Here is an 18,146-nt window from a genome sequence, read left to right as displayed (position 1 = left end):
GTCGCGACGCCAGCCTGCAGGTATGCTGGCCTGACGAGACATTTCAGGAGTGACGGATGGCCACCTATCATCTTGATGCCCGCCTTGCGCAGGAAATCGTTGCCCGCACCATGAAAATAATTGACAGCAATGTCAACGTGATGGACGCACGTGGCCGGATCATCGGCAGCGGCGACCGGGAACGTATTGGAGAAATGCACGAAGGCGCGCTGTTGGCGCTGTCTCAGGCACGGATCGTGGATATTGATGAAGCGGTAGCAAGACATCTGCACGGCGTGCGGCCCGGCATCAATCTGCCTATGCGTATCGATGGCGAGATCGTCGGCGTTATCGGCCTGACCGGCGAGCCGGAATCGCTGCGGCACTATGGCGAGCTGGTTTGCATGACGGCAGAAATGATGCTGGAACAGGCGCGACTGCTACATATGCTGGCGCAGGACAGCCGTCTGCGCGAAGAGCTGGTGCTGAATCTTATTCGCAGCGACACGCTTTCTCCGGCGCTGAACGAATGGGCGCAGCGGTTACGCATCGATCTTAACCAGCCGCGCGTGGTAGCAGTGGTCGAGGTCGACAGCGGCCAGCTTGGCGTGGACAGCGCCATGTCGGAACTGCAGCAGCTGCAAACGCTGCTTACCACGCCGGAGCGGGATAATTTAATCGCCATCGTGTCGCTGACCGAGATGGTGGTATTGAAACCTGCTTTTAACTCACATGGTCGCTTTGACGCGGAAGACCACCGTAAACGGGTGGCGCTTTTGCAGTCCAGAATGAAAGAAAACGGCCATCTGCGAATGCGTATTGCCTTGGGCAACTTTTTTACCGGGCCGGGCAGCATCGCCCGCTCTTATCGCACCGCGCGCACTACCATGCTGGTAGGCAAACAGCGCATGCCGGAAGAACGCAGCTATTTCTATCAGGATCTGGTGTTGCCCGTGCTGCTGGACAGCCTGCGCGGCGGCTGGCAGGCCGGAGAGCTGTCCCGACCGCTGGCAAAGCTGAAGGCCATGGACAATAATGGCCTGCTGAGAAGAACGCTAATCGCCTGGTTCAGCCACAACGTGCAGCCTTCAGCTACCGCGAAAGCGCTTTATATTCATCGTAATACGCTGGAATACCGGCTTAACCGCATTTCCGAGCTGACAGGGCTGAATCTGAGTAGTTTTGACGACAGGCTGCTGCTTTACGTAGCGTTGCAGCTGGATGATGAGCCTTAAAGCGTTGGCCGCAGAAGCTTAGAAAAGAGTGACCAATGCGCCAGGCCCTGACGCATTGAAGAACGGAAACAGAGCAGGGAGTAACGGCGCGCTTAGCGGCTATTGCGCGTCAGTTTTTCCAGATCGGCCTCAATTTCGGCGATCTTGTTGGTTACCACGCCTTCCAGATGACGCAGATCGTCCAGGATTTTGCGTTTCAGATCGACTTCCACCTGATCGCGCTGGCAGATCTGATCCAGCTCGTCAATCACGTAACGCAGGTTAGGGCTGATCTCCTGGATCTCTTTGAATCCCTGGCTGACGTTATCGGCCACCACGGTTTTGCGCTGGCGCGGATATTTAAACTTCACGCTTTTAGCGAAAAACTCACCCTTGTCTTTGCGAAAGTAGATTTTCAGAATGTCGTTGCTGGCTTCCTGACGCAGGCTGTAGCGATCGATGTCGTCGGGATTGGCGATACCTAAACCTTTCAGATTGTCATACATAAGATTTTTTCCTGTGCGGGAGAATAGTCATTCGGCTGCGCTTTACAAATACTCTGTGGTGCAAGGTGCGGTTTTTACCGGCCGCGCTGCGGCGGCACGTTGCTCCCTGTTTTTGCCAGGCCTGCTCGTCCCGTGCTCAGCTGAGTATATGTGAAAATCTGAAAAGGGGCGGGTAACCTGTACGCTTGTTAGCGCGGATTATCGCCTGGTTATTGCGCAATAGCATTACTTATTTTTTTATGGAAAACATCTTTTTAAGGCGGGCGTGTAAAGAAAAACTGACGGGCCGCAAAGCGCGGCCCGAAGGAGAATTAGTCGATGGTACGCAGCAGTTCGTTGATGCCGACTTTGCCGCGGGTTTTCGCATCTACTTTTTTCACGATAACCGCGCAGTACAGGCTGTAGCTGCCGTCTTTGGAAGGCAGGTTTCCGGAAACCACTACGGAGCCGGCAGGCACGCGGCCGTAGTGCACTTCGCCGGTTTCGCGGTCGTAGATTTTGGTGCTCTGGCCAATGTAGACGCCCATAGAAATCACCGCGCCTTCTTCAACGATCACGCCTTCCACGATTTCAGAGCGCGCGCCGATAAAGCAATTGTCTTCGATGATGGTCGGGTTAGCCTGCAGCGGTTCCAGCACGCCGCCGATACCGACGCCGCCGGACAGGTGCACGTTTTTACCAATCTGCGCACAGGAGCCAACGGTCGCCCAGGTGTCCACCATTGAGCCTTCATCAACATAAGCGCCAATATTGACATAAGAAGGCATCAGCACGGTATTGCGTGCGATAAAAGCGCCCTGACGAACGGCAGCCGGCGGCACCACGCGGAAACCTTCTTTCTTAAAGCGAGCGTCGTCGTAATCGGCAAATTTCATCGGAACTTTGTCGTAATAACGGCTTTCTGCGCCATCAATCACCTGATTGTCATTGATGCGGAAAGAGAGCAGCACGGCCTTTTTCAGCCACTGATGCGTCACCCACTGGCCGTCGATCTTCTCAGCTACGCGCAGCGCGCCGCTGTCCAGTAGCGCGATAACCTGGTTAACCGCTTCTCGCGTAACGGTATCGGCATTGGCTGGGGTAATCTCGGCGCGGCGCTCAAAGGCGCTCTCAATAACACTCTGTAACTGTTGCATTAATTAAGCTTTCCTGTGTCAAATCATGTTTCGGGACGCGCCTGCAGCTAATCGGCCGCGCGCCCGAAAGCGGGGTAAAAGTAAATCCTGGTCACACTTTATCGTTTGGATTAAGGGCCTCTGTCAACCGTTGTCGCAACTCGTGGCGTAATTCGCGGCTGAGCGCGCGGCGATCGCTGTTGGCCAGGATAAACAGATCCTCGACGCGCTCGCCGATGGTGCTGATGCGCGCGCCGTGCAGCGACACGTTCAGATCGGCGAAGATCTCCCCAACGCGCGCCAGCAGACCCGGCTGATCCAGGGCGATCAGTTCCATATAGGTGCGTCTGTCGGTATGGCTCGGTAAGAATTTCACTTCGGTATCCACGCTAAAATGTTTTAGCCTGGCCGACTGGCGCCGGACTCTCGCTGGCTGGAAGCTGGTTTGCCCGATAGCCTGATCCAGCGCCTGGCGGATGGCCTCGTGTCGATCCGGTGCCAGCGGGCTGCCGTCCGGCTCCAGCACGATAAAGGTATCCATCGCCATGCCGTCGCGGCTGGTAAAGATCTGCGCGTCGTGCACGCTAAGGTTGCGTCTGTCCAGCTCGCCCGCCACGGTGGCGAACAGATAAGGACGGTCCGGGCTCCAGATAAAAATTTCCGTGCCGCCGCGTGTCGCCTGAGGGCTGAGCAGCACCAGCGGCTTCGACAGATCGTGTTCCATCAAATGACGAGCGTGCCAGGCCAGCTGGTTCGGCGTGTGGCGCAGGAAATAGTCCGCTCTGCAACGCGCCCAGATATCGCGCAGCGCCTGCTCATCCAGATTGTCCATACGCAGCAGCGCCAACGCCTGCAAACGGTGATGGCGGACGCGTTCTCGCAGATCAGGGCTGTGTTCCATTCCGCGCCGCAGCTGTTTCTCGGTAGCGAAAAACAGCTCGCGCAGCAGGCTCTGCTTCCAACTGTTCCACAGCGTTTCGTTGGTGGCGCAGATATCCGCTACGGTCAGACAAACCAGATAGCGCAGCCGGTTTTCGTTCTGCATCACCTCCGCGAAATGCTGGATCTCGGTGGGATCCTGAATATCGCGCCGCTGCGCCGTCACCGACATCAGCAGATGGTGACGTACCAGCCAGGCGACCAGCTGCGTTTCCCGCGAGTTCAGCCCATGCAGCTCGGCAAACTCCAGCGCGTCCTGCGCGCCCAGCACGGAGTGATCGCCGCCGCGGCCTTTGGCGATATCGTGAAACAGTCCGGCCATCAGCAGCAGCTCCGGCTGCGGCAGACGCGGCCAAATCTCTACGCAGAGCGGATGGCGTGGACGAGTCGCTTCATTGGCGAAGCTTTCCAGCTTTTGCAGGACGCGAATAGTATGCTCATCCACGGTATAGGCGTGAAACAGGTCAAACTGCATCTGGCCGACAATATTGCCCCACTGCGGCATATAGGCCCACAGCACGCTGTGACGATGCATAGGTACCAGCGCCCGGCTTACCGCGCCCGGATGCCGCAGGATGGACAGAAACAGCTCCCGCGCTTTGGGAAGCGTGCACAGCGGCTGCTGAAGCTGACGACGGGCAAAGCGCAGCTGGCGCAGCGTGGTGGAATAGATGCCGGTAATATTCGGCGTGCGCACCATCGTGTAAAACATGCGCATGATAGCAACCGGGTCGCGAGCGAACAGCGTTTCGTCAATCAAATCGATTAAGGTGCCGCGCAGCTGAAATTCATCGTCAATGGCGCGCGGTTTTTCATCCTCGCCCAGCGCCAGGATAGCCTCGTCGAACAGCTGTAGCAGCATCTGGTTCAGCTCGCCGATACGGCCGGTAACGCGATAAAAATCTTTCATCATGCGCTCGACCGGCTCGTTGCCTTCGCCCTGATAGTTCAGACGCTGCGCCACGTTCAGCTGGCGATCGAACAGCAGCCGGTTATCGTAGCGGCTGAGCGTCAGATGCAGGGCGAAACGTATACGCCACAGCAGGGACTGACACTCGTTCAGCTCGTTGCGCTCGGCCTGCGTCAGAAAGCCAAAACCGACCATTTCATCCAGGGACGTGGCGCCAAAGTGGCGGCGCGCCACCCACAGCAGCGTATGGATATCGCGCAGGCCGCCGGGACTGCTTTTGATATCCGGCTCCAGGTTATAACTGGTACCGTGATAGCGCTGGTGGCGCTCCTGCTGCTCGGCAATTTTGGCGGCGAAAAAGCGATCGGAAGGCCAGAAACCTTCGCTGAAAACGTTTTTCTGCAGTTCGAGAAACAGCGCGACGTCGCCGACCAGCAGGCGTGATTCAATCAGGTTGGTCGCGACGGTAAGATCTGACAGGCCTTCCAACAGGCACTCTTCCAGCGTTCTCACGCTGTGGCCCACTTCCAGCTTCAAATCCCACATCAGCGTCAGCAGCTCGCTGGTACGCTGTGCATCCTCTTCGGAAAGCGGCCGTCGGCTCAGAATCAACACATCAATATCGGATAGAGGATGCAGCTCGGCCCGCCCGTAGCCGCCCACGGCAACCAGCGCAATATCCTCCTGCTCCGGGAAACCGTAAAAGCGCCACAGGCGGCGCAGCAGGCGATCGATAAACAGCGTGCGGGCGGCGATAAGCTGCTCAACGGCTTCTCCGGCGTCAAAGGCCTGGCCCAGCCGCTGCTGGAAGTCATCAAGGTGCTGCTTCAGCGTATCGCGCGTCAGCTCCGCATCTGTCCATTCAGCAGGAGAATATGCCTGCCCGTAATCTCTAATTATCGTGTTCACGCCAGCGCTCCCGCATTCTCTGCCGCACAAAGACAAGCAGTGACAATAGCGTTTACCGGCACCAGAGATCAAAAGAAACTGGCAGATAGCAGATGGGATTTTTACCGCCGTGCTGGCTGGCAGAGCGGTAATAAAAAGAGTGAGGGCTAAATGGGGGAGTGGCCTGCCTCACTGTCGGCGGTCAGAGAACGAACAGAGCGCTATTTAAACCAGGCCGCGACGGCGGCAATAGCGGCAAGCGTGGCGGGAATAATCGTCAGCAACAGAACGGTTTGCTTGTTGATAGCTTTCTGTAACGTCTCATGAATTTCGCCCCGCAAGGAGACAATGTCGCCTTTCAGCTCGCCTTTTAAAGCGGCCATATCCTCTTTCAGCTCGCCTCTTAACAAGGCCATATCCTCTTTCAGCTCGCCCCTTAACGAGGCCATTTCCTCCTTGAGCTCGCCGCGCATAAGCGCCATCTCGCCTCGTAACGAAATGAATTCGCCTTTAAATTCGCCGCCCATAAATGTCATTCGCTCTGTAAGCTCGCCGCGCATTGTCGCCGTTTCAGTGCGAACATTCGCGACATCGGCGTGGGTGGCGAAACTCTCGGAGCGCACGGTAAGCACAGCCAGATTGTGGCTGATTACGGCGACATCGTTTTCAAGCTTCCTTACTCGCGGTTCGATATTCTCTGTCATGCCTCCTCCTCCATCGCCGCCTGAAGAGCGCAGCGCAGGCAGTCCGGGTTTATGATCGGCGTCATTCAAAGGTGCATCCCTGAGCGCGTAACCCATAGCTGCCTCCTTGATTCGTTTCCTCCTCTGGCCAGCGTGCGGCCACAGAGCAGAGGCACAGGCCTCCACAATCGGCACGGCGTCCCAACTCGTTATTAATTGTTTGCGCTAAAAGGAATGGCTTTTCCATTTGCTTGATCTCCCTGTGTAAATTAGCTGCTTCCTGCAGAAAGGCTACGGGTAATGCCCCTACACTTTTCATGCCTTGAGCAATTTACAACCACAAGGTTAATCAGGTCCAATGAAAAAAAGTGTTCGTAAACCCTGGGCTGAATAGAAAGCCCGTCAGGCTGGATGGAAGGCAGCGAGAGCGGTAAAGAAAGATCCGGGGTGAGAGAGCAATGCTTTTGACCCGGCAGCAAAGCTGCCTGCCGGGTTATTTGACAAAGATTACGCGTCGGCGGTCAGGATTGCCGGGATGGTATCGTCTTTACGCAGCGTCATAATCTCGCAGCCTGTTTCCGTCACCACGATGGTGTGTTCATACTGGGCGGAAAGACTGCGGTCTTTGGTTTTCACCGTCCAGCCGTCTTTCATGCTGCGAATGCGATAATCGCCTGCGTTAACCATCGGCTCGATGGTAAAGGCCATACCGGCCTGCAGCACCACGCCGCCGTCGTCCGCGTCATAGTGCAGCACCTGCGGTTCTTCATGAAAGCCTTTGCCGATGCCGTGACCGCAATATTCGCGTACTACGGAAAAATCCTGTGCTTCAACAAATTTCTGGATTTCGCGACCGATAGTGCGCAGGCGAATCCCTGGCTTCACCATACGCAGCGCCAGATAGAGGCTCTCCTGAGTTACGCGGCAAAGGCGTTCGCCCTGGATAGTCGGTTTGCCGACGATATACATTTTAGAGGTATCGCCGTGATATTCGTCTTTAATGACGGTTACGTCGATATTGACGATATCGCCATCCTTCAGGATTTTATCATCGCTTGGAATACCGTGGCACACCACTTCGTTGACCGAGATGCAAACGGATTTAGGGAAGCCGTGATAGCCCAGGCTGGCCGAAACGGCTTGCTGGGTGTTAACGATATAGTCATGGCACAGGCGATCGAGTTCGCCGGTGCTGACGCCGGGCTTGACGTGCTCTTCGATCATTTCCAGCACTTCTGCCGCCAGGCGACCGGCTACGCGCATTTTCGCGATTTCTTCAGGGGTTTTGATTGTAATTGCCATTAATTTAGTCCGCAGCTGTCGCTATTTTCGACAATAATAAAGGAAGTGCAGCAATGTTAGCAGCCCACCTGGCCGCTGCCAATTCCCGTTTACGGCGCGGCAGGTAAAGCGAACAATCATTGGCTTCACCTGCGTCTTTATGGTATAAAGCGCGCCGACGATTCTCTGTGGGCAAGATTGCAGAGAAACGCATAACTCTCACTATGTGTAAATAACACACATGTATCGACACGTACGCCGGGGTGCCTTAAAGCGCTGCGCAAGCGGCCCGAGAGGTCGGTCGTATGGGATACATGGAGGCTTAACCCCAATCAATTTACAGAGGTAATCATGGCAACTGTTTCCATGCGCGACATGCTCAAGGCTGGTGTACACTTCGGTCACCAGACCCGTTACTGGAACCCAAAAATGAAGCCATTCATTTTCGGCGCTCGTAACAAAGTTCACATCATCAACCTTGAAAAAACTGTACCAATGTTCAACGAAGCGCTGGCTGAACTGAACAAGATCGCTGCCCGTAAAGGCAAGATTCTGATCGTTGGTACCAAGCGCGCTGCAAGCGAAGCGGTAAAAGAGTCTGCGCTGAGCTGCGACCAGTTCTTCGTAAACCATCGCTGGTTAGGCGGTATGCTGACCAACTGGAAAACCGTTCGTCAGTCCATCAAGCGTCTGAAAGATCTGGAAACTCAGTCTCAGGATGGCACCTTTGACAAACTGACCAAAAAAGAAGCGCTGATGCGTGCTCGTGAACTGGCCAAGCTGGAAAACAGCCTGGGCGGGATCAAAGACATGGGCGGCCTGCCAGACGCGCTGTTCGTTGTCGATGCTGACCACGAACACATCGCTATCAAAGAAGCAAACAACCTGGGCATCCCGGTTTTCGCTATCGTTGATACCAACTCTGATCCAGACGGCGTTGACTACATCATCCCAGGCAACGACGATGCAATCCGTGCTGTAAGCCTGTACCTGACCGCTGTGGCTACCACCGTACGTGAAGGTCGCTCTCAGGACCTGGCTCAGCAGGCAGAAGAAAGCTTCGCTGAAGCTGAGTAATAAGGTTTGCTCCACAGAGAGCCCTTATACCCGTCAGGGTAAAATCAGATGTTAATCTGTAAGGGGCCTTAATTGGCCCCTTTATTTTGAATTCGCTTTGCCGCTGGTGACCCATCGGCGGGGCAATATTTCTCCCGAGAAACAGGCATCTGTTGTGGCGCCATCAGGCGAACCGGGCAGGTGCTGAGCTAACCGAGGATTCGAGAATGGCTGAAATTACTGCTGCTCTGGTAAAAGAACTGCGCGAGCGCACTGGCGCTGGCATGATGGATTGTAAAAAAGCGCTGACCGAAGCTAGCGGCGACATCGAGCTGGCGATCGAGAACATGCGTAAATCTGGCGCGATCAAAGCGGCGAAAAAAGCAGGCAACGTGGCTGCTGACGGCGTGATCAAAACCAAAATCGACGGCAACTACGGCGTGATCCTGGAAGTTAACTGCCAGACCGACTTCGTTGCTAAAGACGGCGGTTTCCAGGCGTTCGCTGACAAGGTGCTGGATGCGGCTGTTGCCGGCAAAATCACCGATGTTGAAGTGCTGAAAGCGCAGTTCGAAGAAGAGCGCGTTGCGCTGGTTGCTAAAATCGGCGAAAACATCAACATTCGTCGCGTCGCGACCCTGGAAGGCGACGTGCTGGGCAGCTACCTGCACGGCGCACGTATCGGCGTACTGATCTCTGCAACCAACGCTGACGAAGAGCTGGTTAAGCAGCTGGCCATGCACGTTGCGGCAAGCAAGCCAGAATTCGTTAAGCCAGAAGACGTGTCTGCAGACGTGGTAGAGAAAGAATACCAGGTTCAGCTGGATATCGCGATGCAGTCCGGTAAGCCGAAAGAAATCGCAGAGAAAATGGTTGAAGGCCGCATGAAGAAATTCACCGGCGAAGTTTCTCTGACCGGTCAGCCTTTCGTGATCGACCCGTCTAAAACCGTTGGCCAGCTGCTGAAAGAGCAGAACGCTGACGTGGTTAACTTCATCCGCTTTGAAGTGGGCGAAGGGATTGAGAAAGCTGAAACCGATTTCGCAGCAGAAGTTGCGGCGATGTCTAAGCAGTCTTAATCGTTTGACCAGAACCGCCATCCGGCGGTTCTTTTTTATCTGCCGTATCCGGCAATTTTCAGTCTCATCCCAATAGCATTTTCTCACTACTCGCGGGATGATAGCGCAGATTTAACTCCTCAATACTGCTTCCAGGAAAAAAACCATGGCGACCAATGCAAAACCTGTTTATCAACGTATCCTGCTGAAACTGAGCGGCGAAGCTCTGCAAGGCGCGGAAGGCTTCGGTATCGACGCCAGCGTGCTGGATCGTATGGCTCAGGAAGTGAAGGAACTGGTTGAGCTGGGTATTCAGGTAGGTGTGGTTATCGGTGGCGGCAACCTGTTCCGCGGTGCGGGCCTGGCACAGGCCGGCATGAATCGCGTTGTGGGCGACCACATGGGTATGCTGGCAACCGTAATGAACGGTCTGGCGATGCGTGACGCGCTGCACCGCGCCTACGTTAATGCTCGTCTGATGTCGGCTATTCCGCTGAACGGCGTTTGTGACAACTACAGCTGGGCAGAAGCGATCAGCCTGCTGCGCAACAACCGCGTGGTGATCTTCTCCGCCGGCACCGGCAACCCGTTCTTTACTACGGATTCGGCGGCCTGCCTGCGCGGTATCGAAATCGAAGCGGACGTCGTGCTGAAAGCGACCAAGGTTGACGGCGTTTACTCTGACGATCCGGTAAAAAATCCGGACGCCACGATGTACGATCAGCTGAGCTACACCGAAGTGTTGGAACGTGAATTGAAAGTGATGGATCTGGCCGCCTTTACGCTGGCCCGCGACCATAAACTGCCGATCCGCGTCTTCAATATGAACAAGCCGGGCGCGCTGCGCCGCGTAGTGATGGGTGAAAAAGAAGGCACCCTGATTACGCAATAATGTCCGTTAGCACATAAAATAAGGTATATTCTGCCTTTGTAGTGCGTTACGCACGCTAACAGATAGCTAACAGGCTCTTCTGAGCCTGTCAGGTTAACCAGAATTCAAGGGTTACAACGTGATTAACGAAATCAGAAAAGATGCTGAAACGCGCATGGACAAGTGCCTGGAAGCATTTAAAAACCACATCAGCAAAATCCGCACCGGCCGCGCGTCGCCAAGCATTCTTGACGGCATCATGGTCGATTATTACGGCTCCGCCACGCCGCTGCGTCAGCTGGCAAGCGTAACCGTGGAGGATTCCCGTACGCTGAAAATCAACGTATTTGACCGCTCGATCAGCGCGGCCGTTGAAAAAGCGATCATGGCTTCTGACCTGGGCCTGAACCCAAGCTCAGCGGGCAGCGACATTCGCGTGCCGCTTCCGGCGCTGACGGAAGAGCGTCGTAAAGACCTGATTAAAATCGTGCGCGGCGAAGCCGAGCAGGGTCGCGTTTCCGTACGTAACGTGCGTCGCGACGCCAACGATAAGGTTAAAGCGCTGCTGAAAGATAAAGAAATCAGCGAAGATGAAGAGCGTCGTTCTCAGGATGATATCCAGAAAATGACCGACGTGTTCATCAAGAAAGTCGATGCCGCGCTGGCAGAAAAAGAAGCGGAGCTGATGGACTTCTGAGTCGATCCGCGCCGTGACTTAACGCCGTACAGGGTGCCTTTTTCGGAGGGTAGTCTTACGGCGTTTTGCATTTAATCCCCTGGCTGGCGACTTATCGTCGCAGGTCATTACACAGAGCACCTTCATGAAGCAACTGACCATTCTCGGTTCCACCGGTTCAATCGGTACCAGCACGCTGGCCGTCATTAAAGCGAATCCCGAGCTGTTCGCCGTTAAGGCGCTGGTGGCCGGGCATAACGTCGGGCTGATGGCGGAACAGTGTCTCGCTTTCCGGCCGGCTTATGCGGCCATGGCTGACGAGAAGTCCGCCAGCGCGTTACGGCTGCGGTTGAAAGAGCTGAACGTGGCGACCGAGGTGCTGAGCGGCGAACAGGCTGCCTGCGATCTGGCCGCGCTGGACGACGTGGATCAGGTTATGGCGGCGATCGTTGGCGCGGCAGGCCTGCTGCCGACGCTGGCGGCCATACGCGCCGGTAAGGCCGTGCTGTTGGCCAATAAAGAGTCGCTGGTCACCTGCGGCCAGCTGTTTCTGGAGGCGGTAAGCGAATTTAAAGCGCAGCTGCTGCCGGTCGATAGCGAGCATAATGCCATTTTTCAGAGTTTGCCCGCTTCCCTCCAGCGCCAGTTAGGATACGCTTCTCTACAAGATAATGGCATTGACAGCATTATTCTTACGGGGTCGGGTGGCCCTTTCCGTGAAACGCCGCTGGCGGACCTGGCGCAGATGACGCCGGATCAGGCCTGCGCGCATCCGAACTGGACGATGGGGCGAAAAATCTCCGTTGATTCGGCCACCATGATGAATAAAGGTTTGGAATATATTGAAGCCCGCTGGCTTTTTAACGCGACCGACGCGCAGATGGAAGTGGTGCTGCATCCGCAATCGGTGATCCATTCCATGGTGCGCTACCGTGACGGCAGCGTGCTGGCGCAAATGGGGTCGCCGGATATGCGTACGCCTATCGCTCACGTAATGGCCTGGCCGCAGCGAGTGCAGTCCGGCGCAAAACCGTTGGATTTTGCCCGCATGAGCGCCCTGACGTTCGCCGAGCCGGACTACGCGCGTTATCCCTGCCTTAAGCTGGCTATCGACGCCTGTAAAACCGGGCAGGCCGCGACTACCGCGCTGAACGCCGCTAATGAGATCGCCGTTGCCGCTTTTCTGGATGCGCAAATCCGATTTACCGATATTGCGCGAGTGAATATGAGCGTTCTGGAAACGCTTTCCTGCCGCGAGCCGGAGAGCGTGGAGGCGGTACTGGATATCGACAGGCGCGCGCGCGCTACGGCGAAAACCTGTTTGTCGCGTTTTCCAACCGCACGCTAACCAGCGTGCGTTTGTGGGGCAGGGGTGGAGGTGTTACAATCTGCGCCCGTCCTTAAAGCGACGTAGCGATACAGCGACAGCTGCCGTGGCCGACACGGCTTTTTTACGTCAAGCGGGCAAACTATTTCAGAAACCGTCGTATTTCTGATTAAAGGAAATAATTACGCGTTATGTCGTCCGAAAATCAAATAAAAACCGATGACCAGTCGGGAGAAAATCCCCGCCACGTGGCCATCATTATGGATGGCAATGGCCGCTGGGCCAAAAACCAGGGGAAAATGCGCATTACCGGCCATAAGGCGGGCGTAAAGTCCGTGCGCCGCGCGGTAAGCTTTGCCGTCAGCAATAAGCTGGATGCGCTGACCCTGTATGCCTTCAGCAGCGAAAACTGGAACCGTCCTCCGCAGGAAGTGATGGCGCTGATGGAGCTGTTTGTCTGGGCTCTGGACAGCGAGGTGAAAAGCCTCCATAAACATAACGTACGCCTGCGAATTATTGGCGATACGGGCCGATTTAACGCTCGTTTGCAGGAGCGTATCCGGCGCGCCGAGGAACTGACTCAGCAAAATAATGGACTTACCCTGAACATTGCCGCGAATTATGGCGGACGTTGGGATATTATTCATAGCGTCAGGAAAATTGCAGAACAGGTGCAGGAAAGTCTGGTTCGTCCGGATCAGATCGAGGAAGAAACCCTCGCACAGCATCTTTGTCTCAACGATCTGGCACCTGTGGATCTGGTAATAAGGACAGGGGGAGAGCATCGAATCAGTAATTTCTTGCTGTGGCAGGTTGCCTATGCGGAGTTCTTTTTTACCGATGTTCTTTGGCCTGATTTTGATGAACAAGTTTTTGAAGGTGCACTGAATGCGTTTGCACAACGAGAGCGTCGCTTTGGCGGCGCAGCACCCGGCGGCGCCTGAGCGCACTGGGGGTAATCCTTGCTGAAGTCACGCCTGATTACCGCATTGATACTTATCCCGATTGTGATTGCGGCGCTGTTTCTGCTGCCGCCTGCCGGTTTTGCTATCGTCACGCTGGCTATCTGTATGCTGGCGGCGTGGGAGTGGGGTCAGTTCGCTGGCCTGGCCTCCAGCTCCCAGCGCGTCTGGCTCGCGGTTCTGTGCGGGCTGCTGCTGGCGTTCATGACGTTTACGCTGCCTGCTTACCATCCTGTGCATCTTCCCCTTATTGCGGGCTCGCTTTGGGCGGCGCTGGGCTGGTGGATAGTTGCGCTGCTGCTGGTGTTGACCTATCCCGTATCCGCCGCGCTGTGGCGCTCGTCTCGTGCTTTACGCCTGTTGTTTGGTATTCTGACCATTGTGCCCTTCTTCTGGGGCATGGTGGCGCTGCGCCAGTATCATTACGACAGCGACCATTTTGCCGGCGCCTGGTGGCTGCTCTACGTGCTGTTTCTGGTATGGGGCGCGGATTCCGGGGCCTACATGTTTGGTCGTCTGTTCGGCAAACACAAGCTGGCGCCAAAAGTTTCGCCGGGGAAAACCTGGGAAGGGTTTTTTGGCGGCCTGGTCACTACGGGCATTATCGCCTGGCTGTTCGGGCTGTGGGCGCCGCTGAGCGTATCGCCTGTGACGCTGCTGACCTGCTCCATTGTCGCCACGCTGGCTTCCGTATTGGGCGATTTGACCGAGAGCATGTTCAAGCGCGAAGCGGGCATTAAAGACAGCGGACAGCTTATTCCAGGTCATGGTGGTATTCTGGATCGTATCGATAGCCTGACGGCGGCGGTGCCGGTATTCGCCTGCCTGCTGTTGCTGGCTTTCGGCACGCTATAAGGGACGTTATGTTGAGTATACTCTGGAGCCTTGGGGCCTTTATCGTTGCGCTGGGCATTCTGATCACCGTGCATGAATTTGGCCATTTCTGGGTGGCGCGCCGCTGCGGTGTCAAAGTCGAACGCTTTTCTGTCGGCTTTGGCAAGGCGCTGTGGCGACGTCGCGACAGCCAGGGCACCGAGTATGTTATCGCGCTGATCCCGCTGGGCGGCTATGTTAAAATGCTCGACGAACGCGTCGAAAGCGTGCCGCCGGAGCTTCGCCATCTCTCCTTTAATAATAAAACCGTCGCGCAGCGCGCCGCTATTATCAGCGCCGGCCCGCTGGCTAATTTCCTGTTTGCCATCTTTGCTTACTGGCTGGTTTTTATCATCGGCGTGCCTGGCGTACGGCCGGTGGTTGGTGAAATAGTGAGCGGTTCGCAGGCTGCCGAGGCGCAAATTGCGCCTGGAATGGAACTTAAGGCCGTTGACGGTATCGAAACGCCTGACTGGGAAGCTGTGCGGATGGCGCTGGTAGCGAAAATTGGCGACCAGCAGACTACGCTCAGCGTGGCGCCTTTCGGCACCAGCCAGGTTCAGGATGTCCGGCTTGATTTGCGTAACTGGCATTTCGCGCCTGACAGAGAGGATCCGGTCGCGTCGCTGGGCATTCATCCTCGCGGTCCGCAGGTCGAAACCGTGCTGGCAGAAATCCAGTCCGGCTCCGCTGCGGCCAGAGCAGGTTTGCAAGCAGGCGACAGGATCGTTAAAGTCGGGGGTCAGCCGTTGGCGCAGTGGCAGCAGTTTGTCGCCGAGGTTCGCGATAATCCCGGCAGGCCGCTGGCGGTTGAAGTTGAGCGACAGGGTGCATCAGTGGCCCTGACGCTGACGCCGGATGTTAAGCCGGGCAACAAAGCGGAAGGGTTTGCGGGCGTGATCCCACGCATCGTTCCGCTGCCGGACGAATACAAAACGGTTCGCCAGTATGGGCCGTTTGCGGCCGTTGGCGAGGCCAGCGTCAAAACCTGGCAGCTGATGAAGCTGACGGTGACGATGCTGGGCAAGCTGATAGTTGGCGAAGTGAAGTTGAACAATCTCAGCGGGCCGATTTCTATCGCCCAGGGTGCTGGGATGTCGGCGGAATATGGCTTGATTTATTACCTGATGTTTCTTGCGCTAATCAGCGTGAATCTCGGGATTATCAATCTGTTCCCCTTGCCGGTATTAGATGGTGGACATTTGCTGTTTCTGGCGATCGAAAAGATCAAAGGTGGGCCGGTGTCTGAGCGAGTTCAGGACTTCAGTTATCGCATTGGCTCGGTTTTGCTGGTGCTGTTAATGGGGCTTGCACTATTCAATGATTTCTCGCGTCTCTGACAGGGTCAAACCTGCCTGATGCGAGAACCAGTTAGGAAGAATGCATAACAACGATGGCGATGAAAAAGTTGCTCATAGCGTCGCTGCTGTTTAGCAGCGCCACCGTATACGCGGCAGACGGCTTCGTGGTGAAGGATATCCATTTCGAAGGCCTGCAGCGAGTCGCCGTCGGGGCGGCATTGCTCAGTATGCCTGTCCGCGTAGGAGATACCGTCTCCGATGATGATCTCAGTAATACCATCCGCGCCCTTTTTGCGACCGGGAACTTCGAAGATGTTCAGGTTCTGCGCGACGGCAATACGCTGATCGTTCAGGTGAAAGAGCGTCCGACCATTGCCAGCATCACCTTCTCCGGTAACAAAGCGGTGAAGGATGACATGCTCAAGCAGAACCTGGAAGCGTCCGGGGTGCGGGTGGGCGAAGCCCTGGACCGCACCACTATCTCGACTATTGAGAAAGGGCTGGAGGATTTCTACTACAGCGTCGGTAAATACAGCGCCAGCGTTAAGGCCGTTGTTACGCCGCTGCCGCGTAACCGCGTCGATCTGAAGCTGGTCTTTACCGAAGGCGTGTCTGCGAAAATTCAGCAGATCAACGTGGTCGGCAATAAAGCCTTCAGCTCGGACGAGCTGATCTCGCGCTTCCAGCTGCGTGATGAAGTGCCATGGTGGAACCTGGTCGGCGACCGTAAATATCAGAAGCAGAAACTGGCGGGCGACCTGGAAACCCTGCGCAGCTTCTATCTGGATCGTGGCTATGCGCGCTTTAATATCGACTCCACCCAGGTCAGCCTGACGCCGGATAAAAAAGGCATTTATATCACCATCAATATTAACGAAGGCGATCAGTACAAGCTTTCCGGCGTAGTGGTGAACGGCAGCATGGCAGGACACTCGGCGGAAGTTGAATCCCTGTCCAAAATTCAGCCGGGCGAACTCTATAACGGTGCCAAAGTCACCAAAATGGAAGACGACATCAAGAAGATGTTCGGTCGCTACGGCTATGCCTATCCTCGCGTGATGACGCAGCCGGAAATCAACGACGCGGATAAAACCGTGAAGCTGCACGTTAACGTGGATGCGGGCAACCGTTACTACGTGCGTAAAGTGCGTTTTGAAGGCAACGATACCTCGAAAGATTCCGTACTGCGTCGCGAAATGCGTCAGATGGAAGGCGCGTGGCTGGGTAGCGATCTGGTCGAGCAGGGCAAAGAGCGTCTGAATCGTACCGGCTACTTTGAAACGGTGGAAACCGATACGCAGCGCGTGCCTGGCGCACCCGATCAGGTAGACGTGGTCTACAAGGTCAAAGAGCGCAACACCGGTACCTTTAACTTCGGCGTGGGTTACGGTACGGAAAGCGGCGTCAGCTTCCAGGTCGGCGTTACGCAGGAAAACTGGCTGGGCACGGGTAATACCGTCGGCATCAGCGGCACCAAAAACGATTATCAGACCTATGCTGAATTCTCGCTGACCGATCCGTACTTTACGGTCGACGGCGTCAGCCTGGGCGGTCGTGTCTTCTATAACGACTTTAAAGCGGATGACGCGGATCTGTCTGACTATACCAACAGAAGCTATGGTCTGGACGGCACGCTGGGCTTCCCGGTTAACGAGAACAACACGCTGCGCGTGGGTCTGGGCTATGTCCATAACGACCTGTCCAACATGCAGCCGCAGATCGCCATGTTCCGTTATCTGCGCTCCGTGGATCAGAACCCGGATCTGAACAAAGACGCTGACTATTCCGCAGACGACTTCACGTTCAACTACGGCTGGACGTACAACACGCTGGACCGCGGCTTCTTCCCAACCTCGGGTAACCGTACCAACCTGAATGGTAAAATCACCATTCCAGGCTCGGACAACGCCTTCTATAAAGCGACGCTGGATACGCAGCAGTATCTGCCGCTGAATCAGGATCGTACCTGGGTGCTGTTGGGTCGTGGTCGTGTAGGCTATGGTGATGGACTGAGCGGCAAAGAACTGCCGTTCTACGAAAACTTCTATGCGGGTGGCTCAAGCACCGTACGTGGTTTCCGCTCCAACACCATTGGTCCGAAGGCGGCTTACTACAATAACAACTCCAGCACCTGCTCAACGGGAACGCTGTGTGATTCCAACGATGCGGTCGGCGGTAATGCGATGGCAACAGCCAGCGCCGAGCTGATCACGCCAACGCCGTTCCTTAGCGAGAAATATGCGAATTCCGTGCGTACCTCGCTGTTCGTCGATGCCGGTACCGTGTGGGATACCGCATGGGAAAACACCGCAGAAACGCGCGCGGCAGGCATTCCGGACTACAGCGAGCCGAGCAATATTCGTATGTCGGCCGGTCTGGCGCTGCAGTGGATGTCACCACTGGGGCCGCTGGTGTTCTCATACGCTCAGCCGTTCAAGAAATATGATGGTGATAAAGCCGAACAGTTCCAGTTTAATATCGGTAAAACCTGGTAAGCTGCTACGCTT

General features: G+C 55.7%; 15 protein-coding genes. 10 read left to right on the top strand and 5 right to left on the bottom strand.

Going from position 1 to position 18,146, the window contains the following annotated elements; translation table 11 throughout:
• Positions 1-56 precede the first annotated feature (56 nt).
• The gene (locus QZH36_RS16500) at positions 57-1,214 is read left to right on the top strand and encodes a CdaR family transcriptional regulator (RefSeq protein ID WP_125289084.1); all 1,158 of its coding nucleotides are present in this window, start codon (positions 57-59) and stop codon (positions 1,212-1,214) included.
• Positions 1,215-1,306: 92 nt separating this feature from the next.
• Here QZH36_RS16500 and QZH36_RS16495 read toward each other — a convergent pair whose 3' ends face one another.
• From QZH36_RS16495 to map, 5 genes are all read right to left on the bottom strand, one after another.
• A complete protein-coding gene (locus QZH36_RS16495; RefSeq protein ID WP_253455197.1) occupies positions 1,307-1,699 on the bottom strand; it encodes a DUF3461 family protein in 393 nt (130 codons plus the stop codon).
• A gap of 311 nt (positions 1,700-2,010) precedes the next feature.
• The gene (gene dapD / locus QZH36_RS16490) at positions 2,011-2,835 is read right to left on the bottom strand and encodes a 2,3,4,5-tetrahydropyridine-2,6-dicarboxylate N-succinyltransferase (RefSeq protein ID WP_125289086.1); all 825 of its coding nucleotides are present in this window, start codon (positions 2,833-2,835) and stop codon (positions 2,011-2,013) included.
• Between the two features lie 91 nt (positions 2,836-2,926).
• Positions 2,927-5,572 (bottom strand): bifunctional uridylyltransferase/uridylyl-removing protein GlnD, encoded by a 2,646-nt coding sequence (gene glnD / locus QZH36_RS16485; protein ID WP_253455196.1) that lies wholly within the window; start codon positions 5,570-5,572, stop codon positions 2,927-2,929.
• Positions 5,573-5,772: 200 nt separating this feature from the next.
• Positions 5,773-6,351: a CCDC90 family protein gene (locus QZH36_RS16480; RefSeq protein WP_301730678.1), complete on the bottom strand. Its 579-nt coding sequence runs from the start codon at positions 6,349-6,351 to the stop codon at positions 5,773-5,775.
• A 390-nt stretch (positions 6,352-6,741) separates the two neighbouring features.
• Positions 6,742-7,536, bottom strand: coding sequence for a type I methionyl aminopeptidase (gene map, locus QZH36_RS16475; RefSeq protein ID WP_253455194.1), 795 nt, complete (start codon positions 7,534-7,536; stop codon positions 6,742-6,744).
• A gap of 330 nt (positions 7,537-7,866) precedes the next feature.
• On the opposite strand from map, the gene rpsB reads away from it, so the two are divergent.
• From rpsB to bamA, 9 genes are all read left to right on the top strand, one after another.
• Positions 7,867-8,592: a 30S ribosomal protein S2 gene (gene rpsB, locus QZH36_RS16470; RefSeq protein ID WP_253455193.1), complete on the top strand. Its 726-nt coding sequence runs from the start codon at positions 7,867-7,869 to the stop codon at positions 8,590-8,592.
• A gap of 206 nt (positions 8,593-8,798) precedes the next feature.
• Positions 8,799-9,650, top strand: a complete 852-nt coding sequence (gene tsf / locus QZH36_RS16465) for a translation elongation factor Ts (RefSeq protein WP_253455192.1) — start codon at positions 8,799-8,801, stop codon at positions 9,648-9,650.
• 145 nt (positions 9,651-9,795) lie between these two features.
• A complete protein-coding gene (gene pyrH / locus QZH36_RS16460) occupies positions 9,796-10,521 on the top strand; it encodes a UMP kinase (RefSeq protein WP_253455191.1) in 726 nt (241 codons plus the stop codon).
• 118 nt (positions 10,522-10,639) lie between these two features.
• On the top strand, positions 10,640-11,197 hold the full coding sequence (gene frr / locus QZH36_RS16455) for a ribosome recycling factor (protein WP_125289093.1): 558 nt from the start codon (positions 10,640-10,642) through the stop codon (positions 11,195-11,197).
• Between the two features lie 124 nt (positions 11,198-11,321).
• Positions 11,322-12,524 (top strand): 1-deoxy-D-xylulose-5-phosphate reductoisomerase, encoded by a 1,203-nt coding sequence (ispC, locus tag QZH36_RS16450; protein ID WP_301730677.1) that lies wholly within the window; start codon positions 11,322-11,324, stop codon positions 12,522-12,524.
• A 170-nt stretch (positions 12,525-12,694) separates the two neighbouring features.
• Complete coding sequence (gene ispU, locus QZH36_RS16445; protein WP_301730676.1) at positions 12,695-13,447, top strand: (2E,6E)-farnesyl-diphosphate-specific ditrans,polycis-undecaprenyl-diphosphate synthase; 753 nt, start codon at positions 12,695-12,697, stop codon at positions 13,445-13,447.
• A gap of 18 nt (positions 13,448-13,465) precedes the next feature.
• Positions 13,466-14,320, top strand: coding sequence for a phosphatidate cytidylyltransferase (gene cdsA, locus QZH36_RS16440; RefSeq protein ID WP_253455188.1), 855 nt, complete (start codon positions 13,466-13,468; stop codon positions 14,318-14,320).
• 8 nt (positions 14,321-14,328) lie between these two features.
• On the top strand, positions 14,329-15,678 hold the full coding sequence (gene rseP, locus QZH36_RS16435) for a sigma E protease regulator RseP (protein ID WP_253455187.1): 1,350 nt from the start codon (positions 14,329-14,331) through the stop codon (positions 15,676-15,678).
• A 53-nt stretch (positions 15,679-15,731) separates the two neighbouring features.
• The gene (gene bamA / locus QZH36_RS16430) at positions 15,732-18,134 is read left to right on the top strand and encodes an outer membrane protein assembly factor BamA (protein WP_253455186.1); all 2,403 of its coding nucleotides are present in this window, start codon (positions 15,732-15,734) and stop codon (positions 18,132-18,134) included.
• The last annotated feature ends 12 nt before the right edge of the window (positions 18,135-18,146 follow it).

Source organism: Erwinia wuhanensis (assembly GCF_030484085.1).
GTDB lineage: Bacteria > Pseudomonadota > Gammaproteobacteria > Enterobacterales > Enterobacteriaceae > Erwinia > Erwinia aeris.
This window is presented reverse-complemented; position numbering and strand designations above follow the sequence as displayed.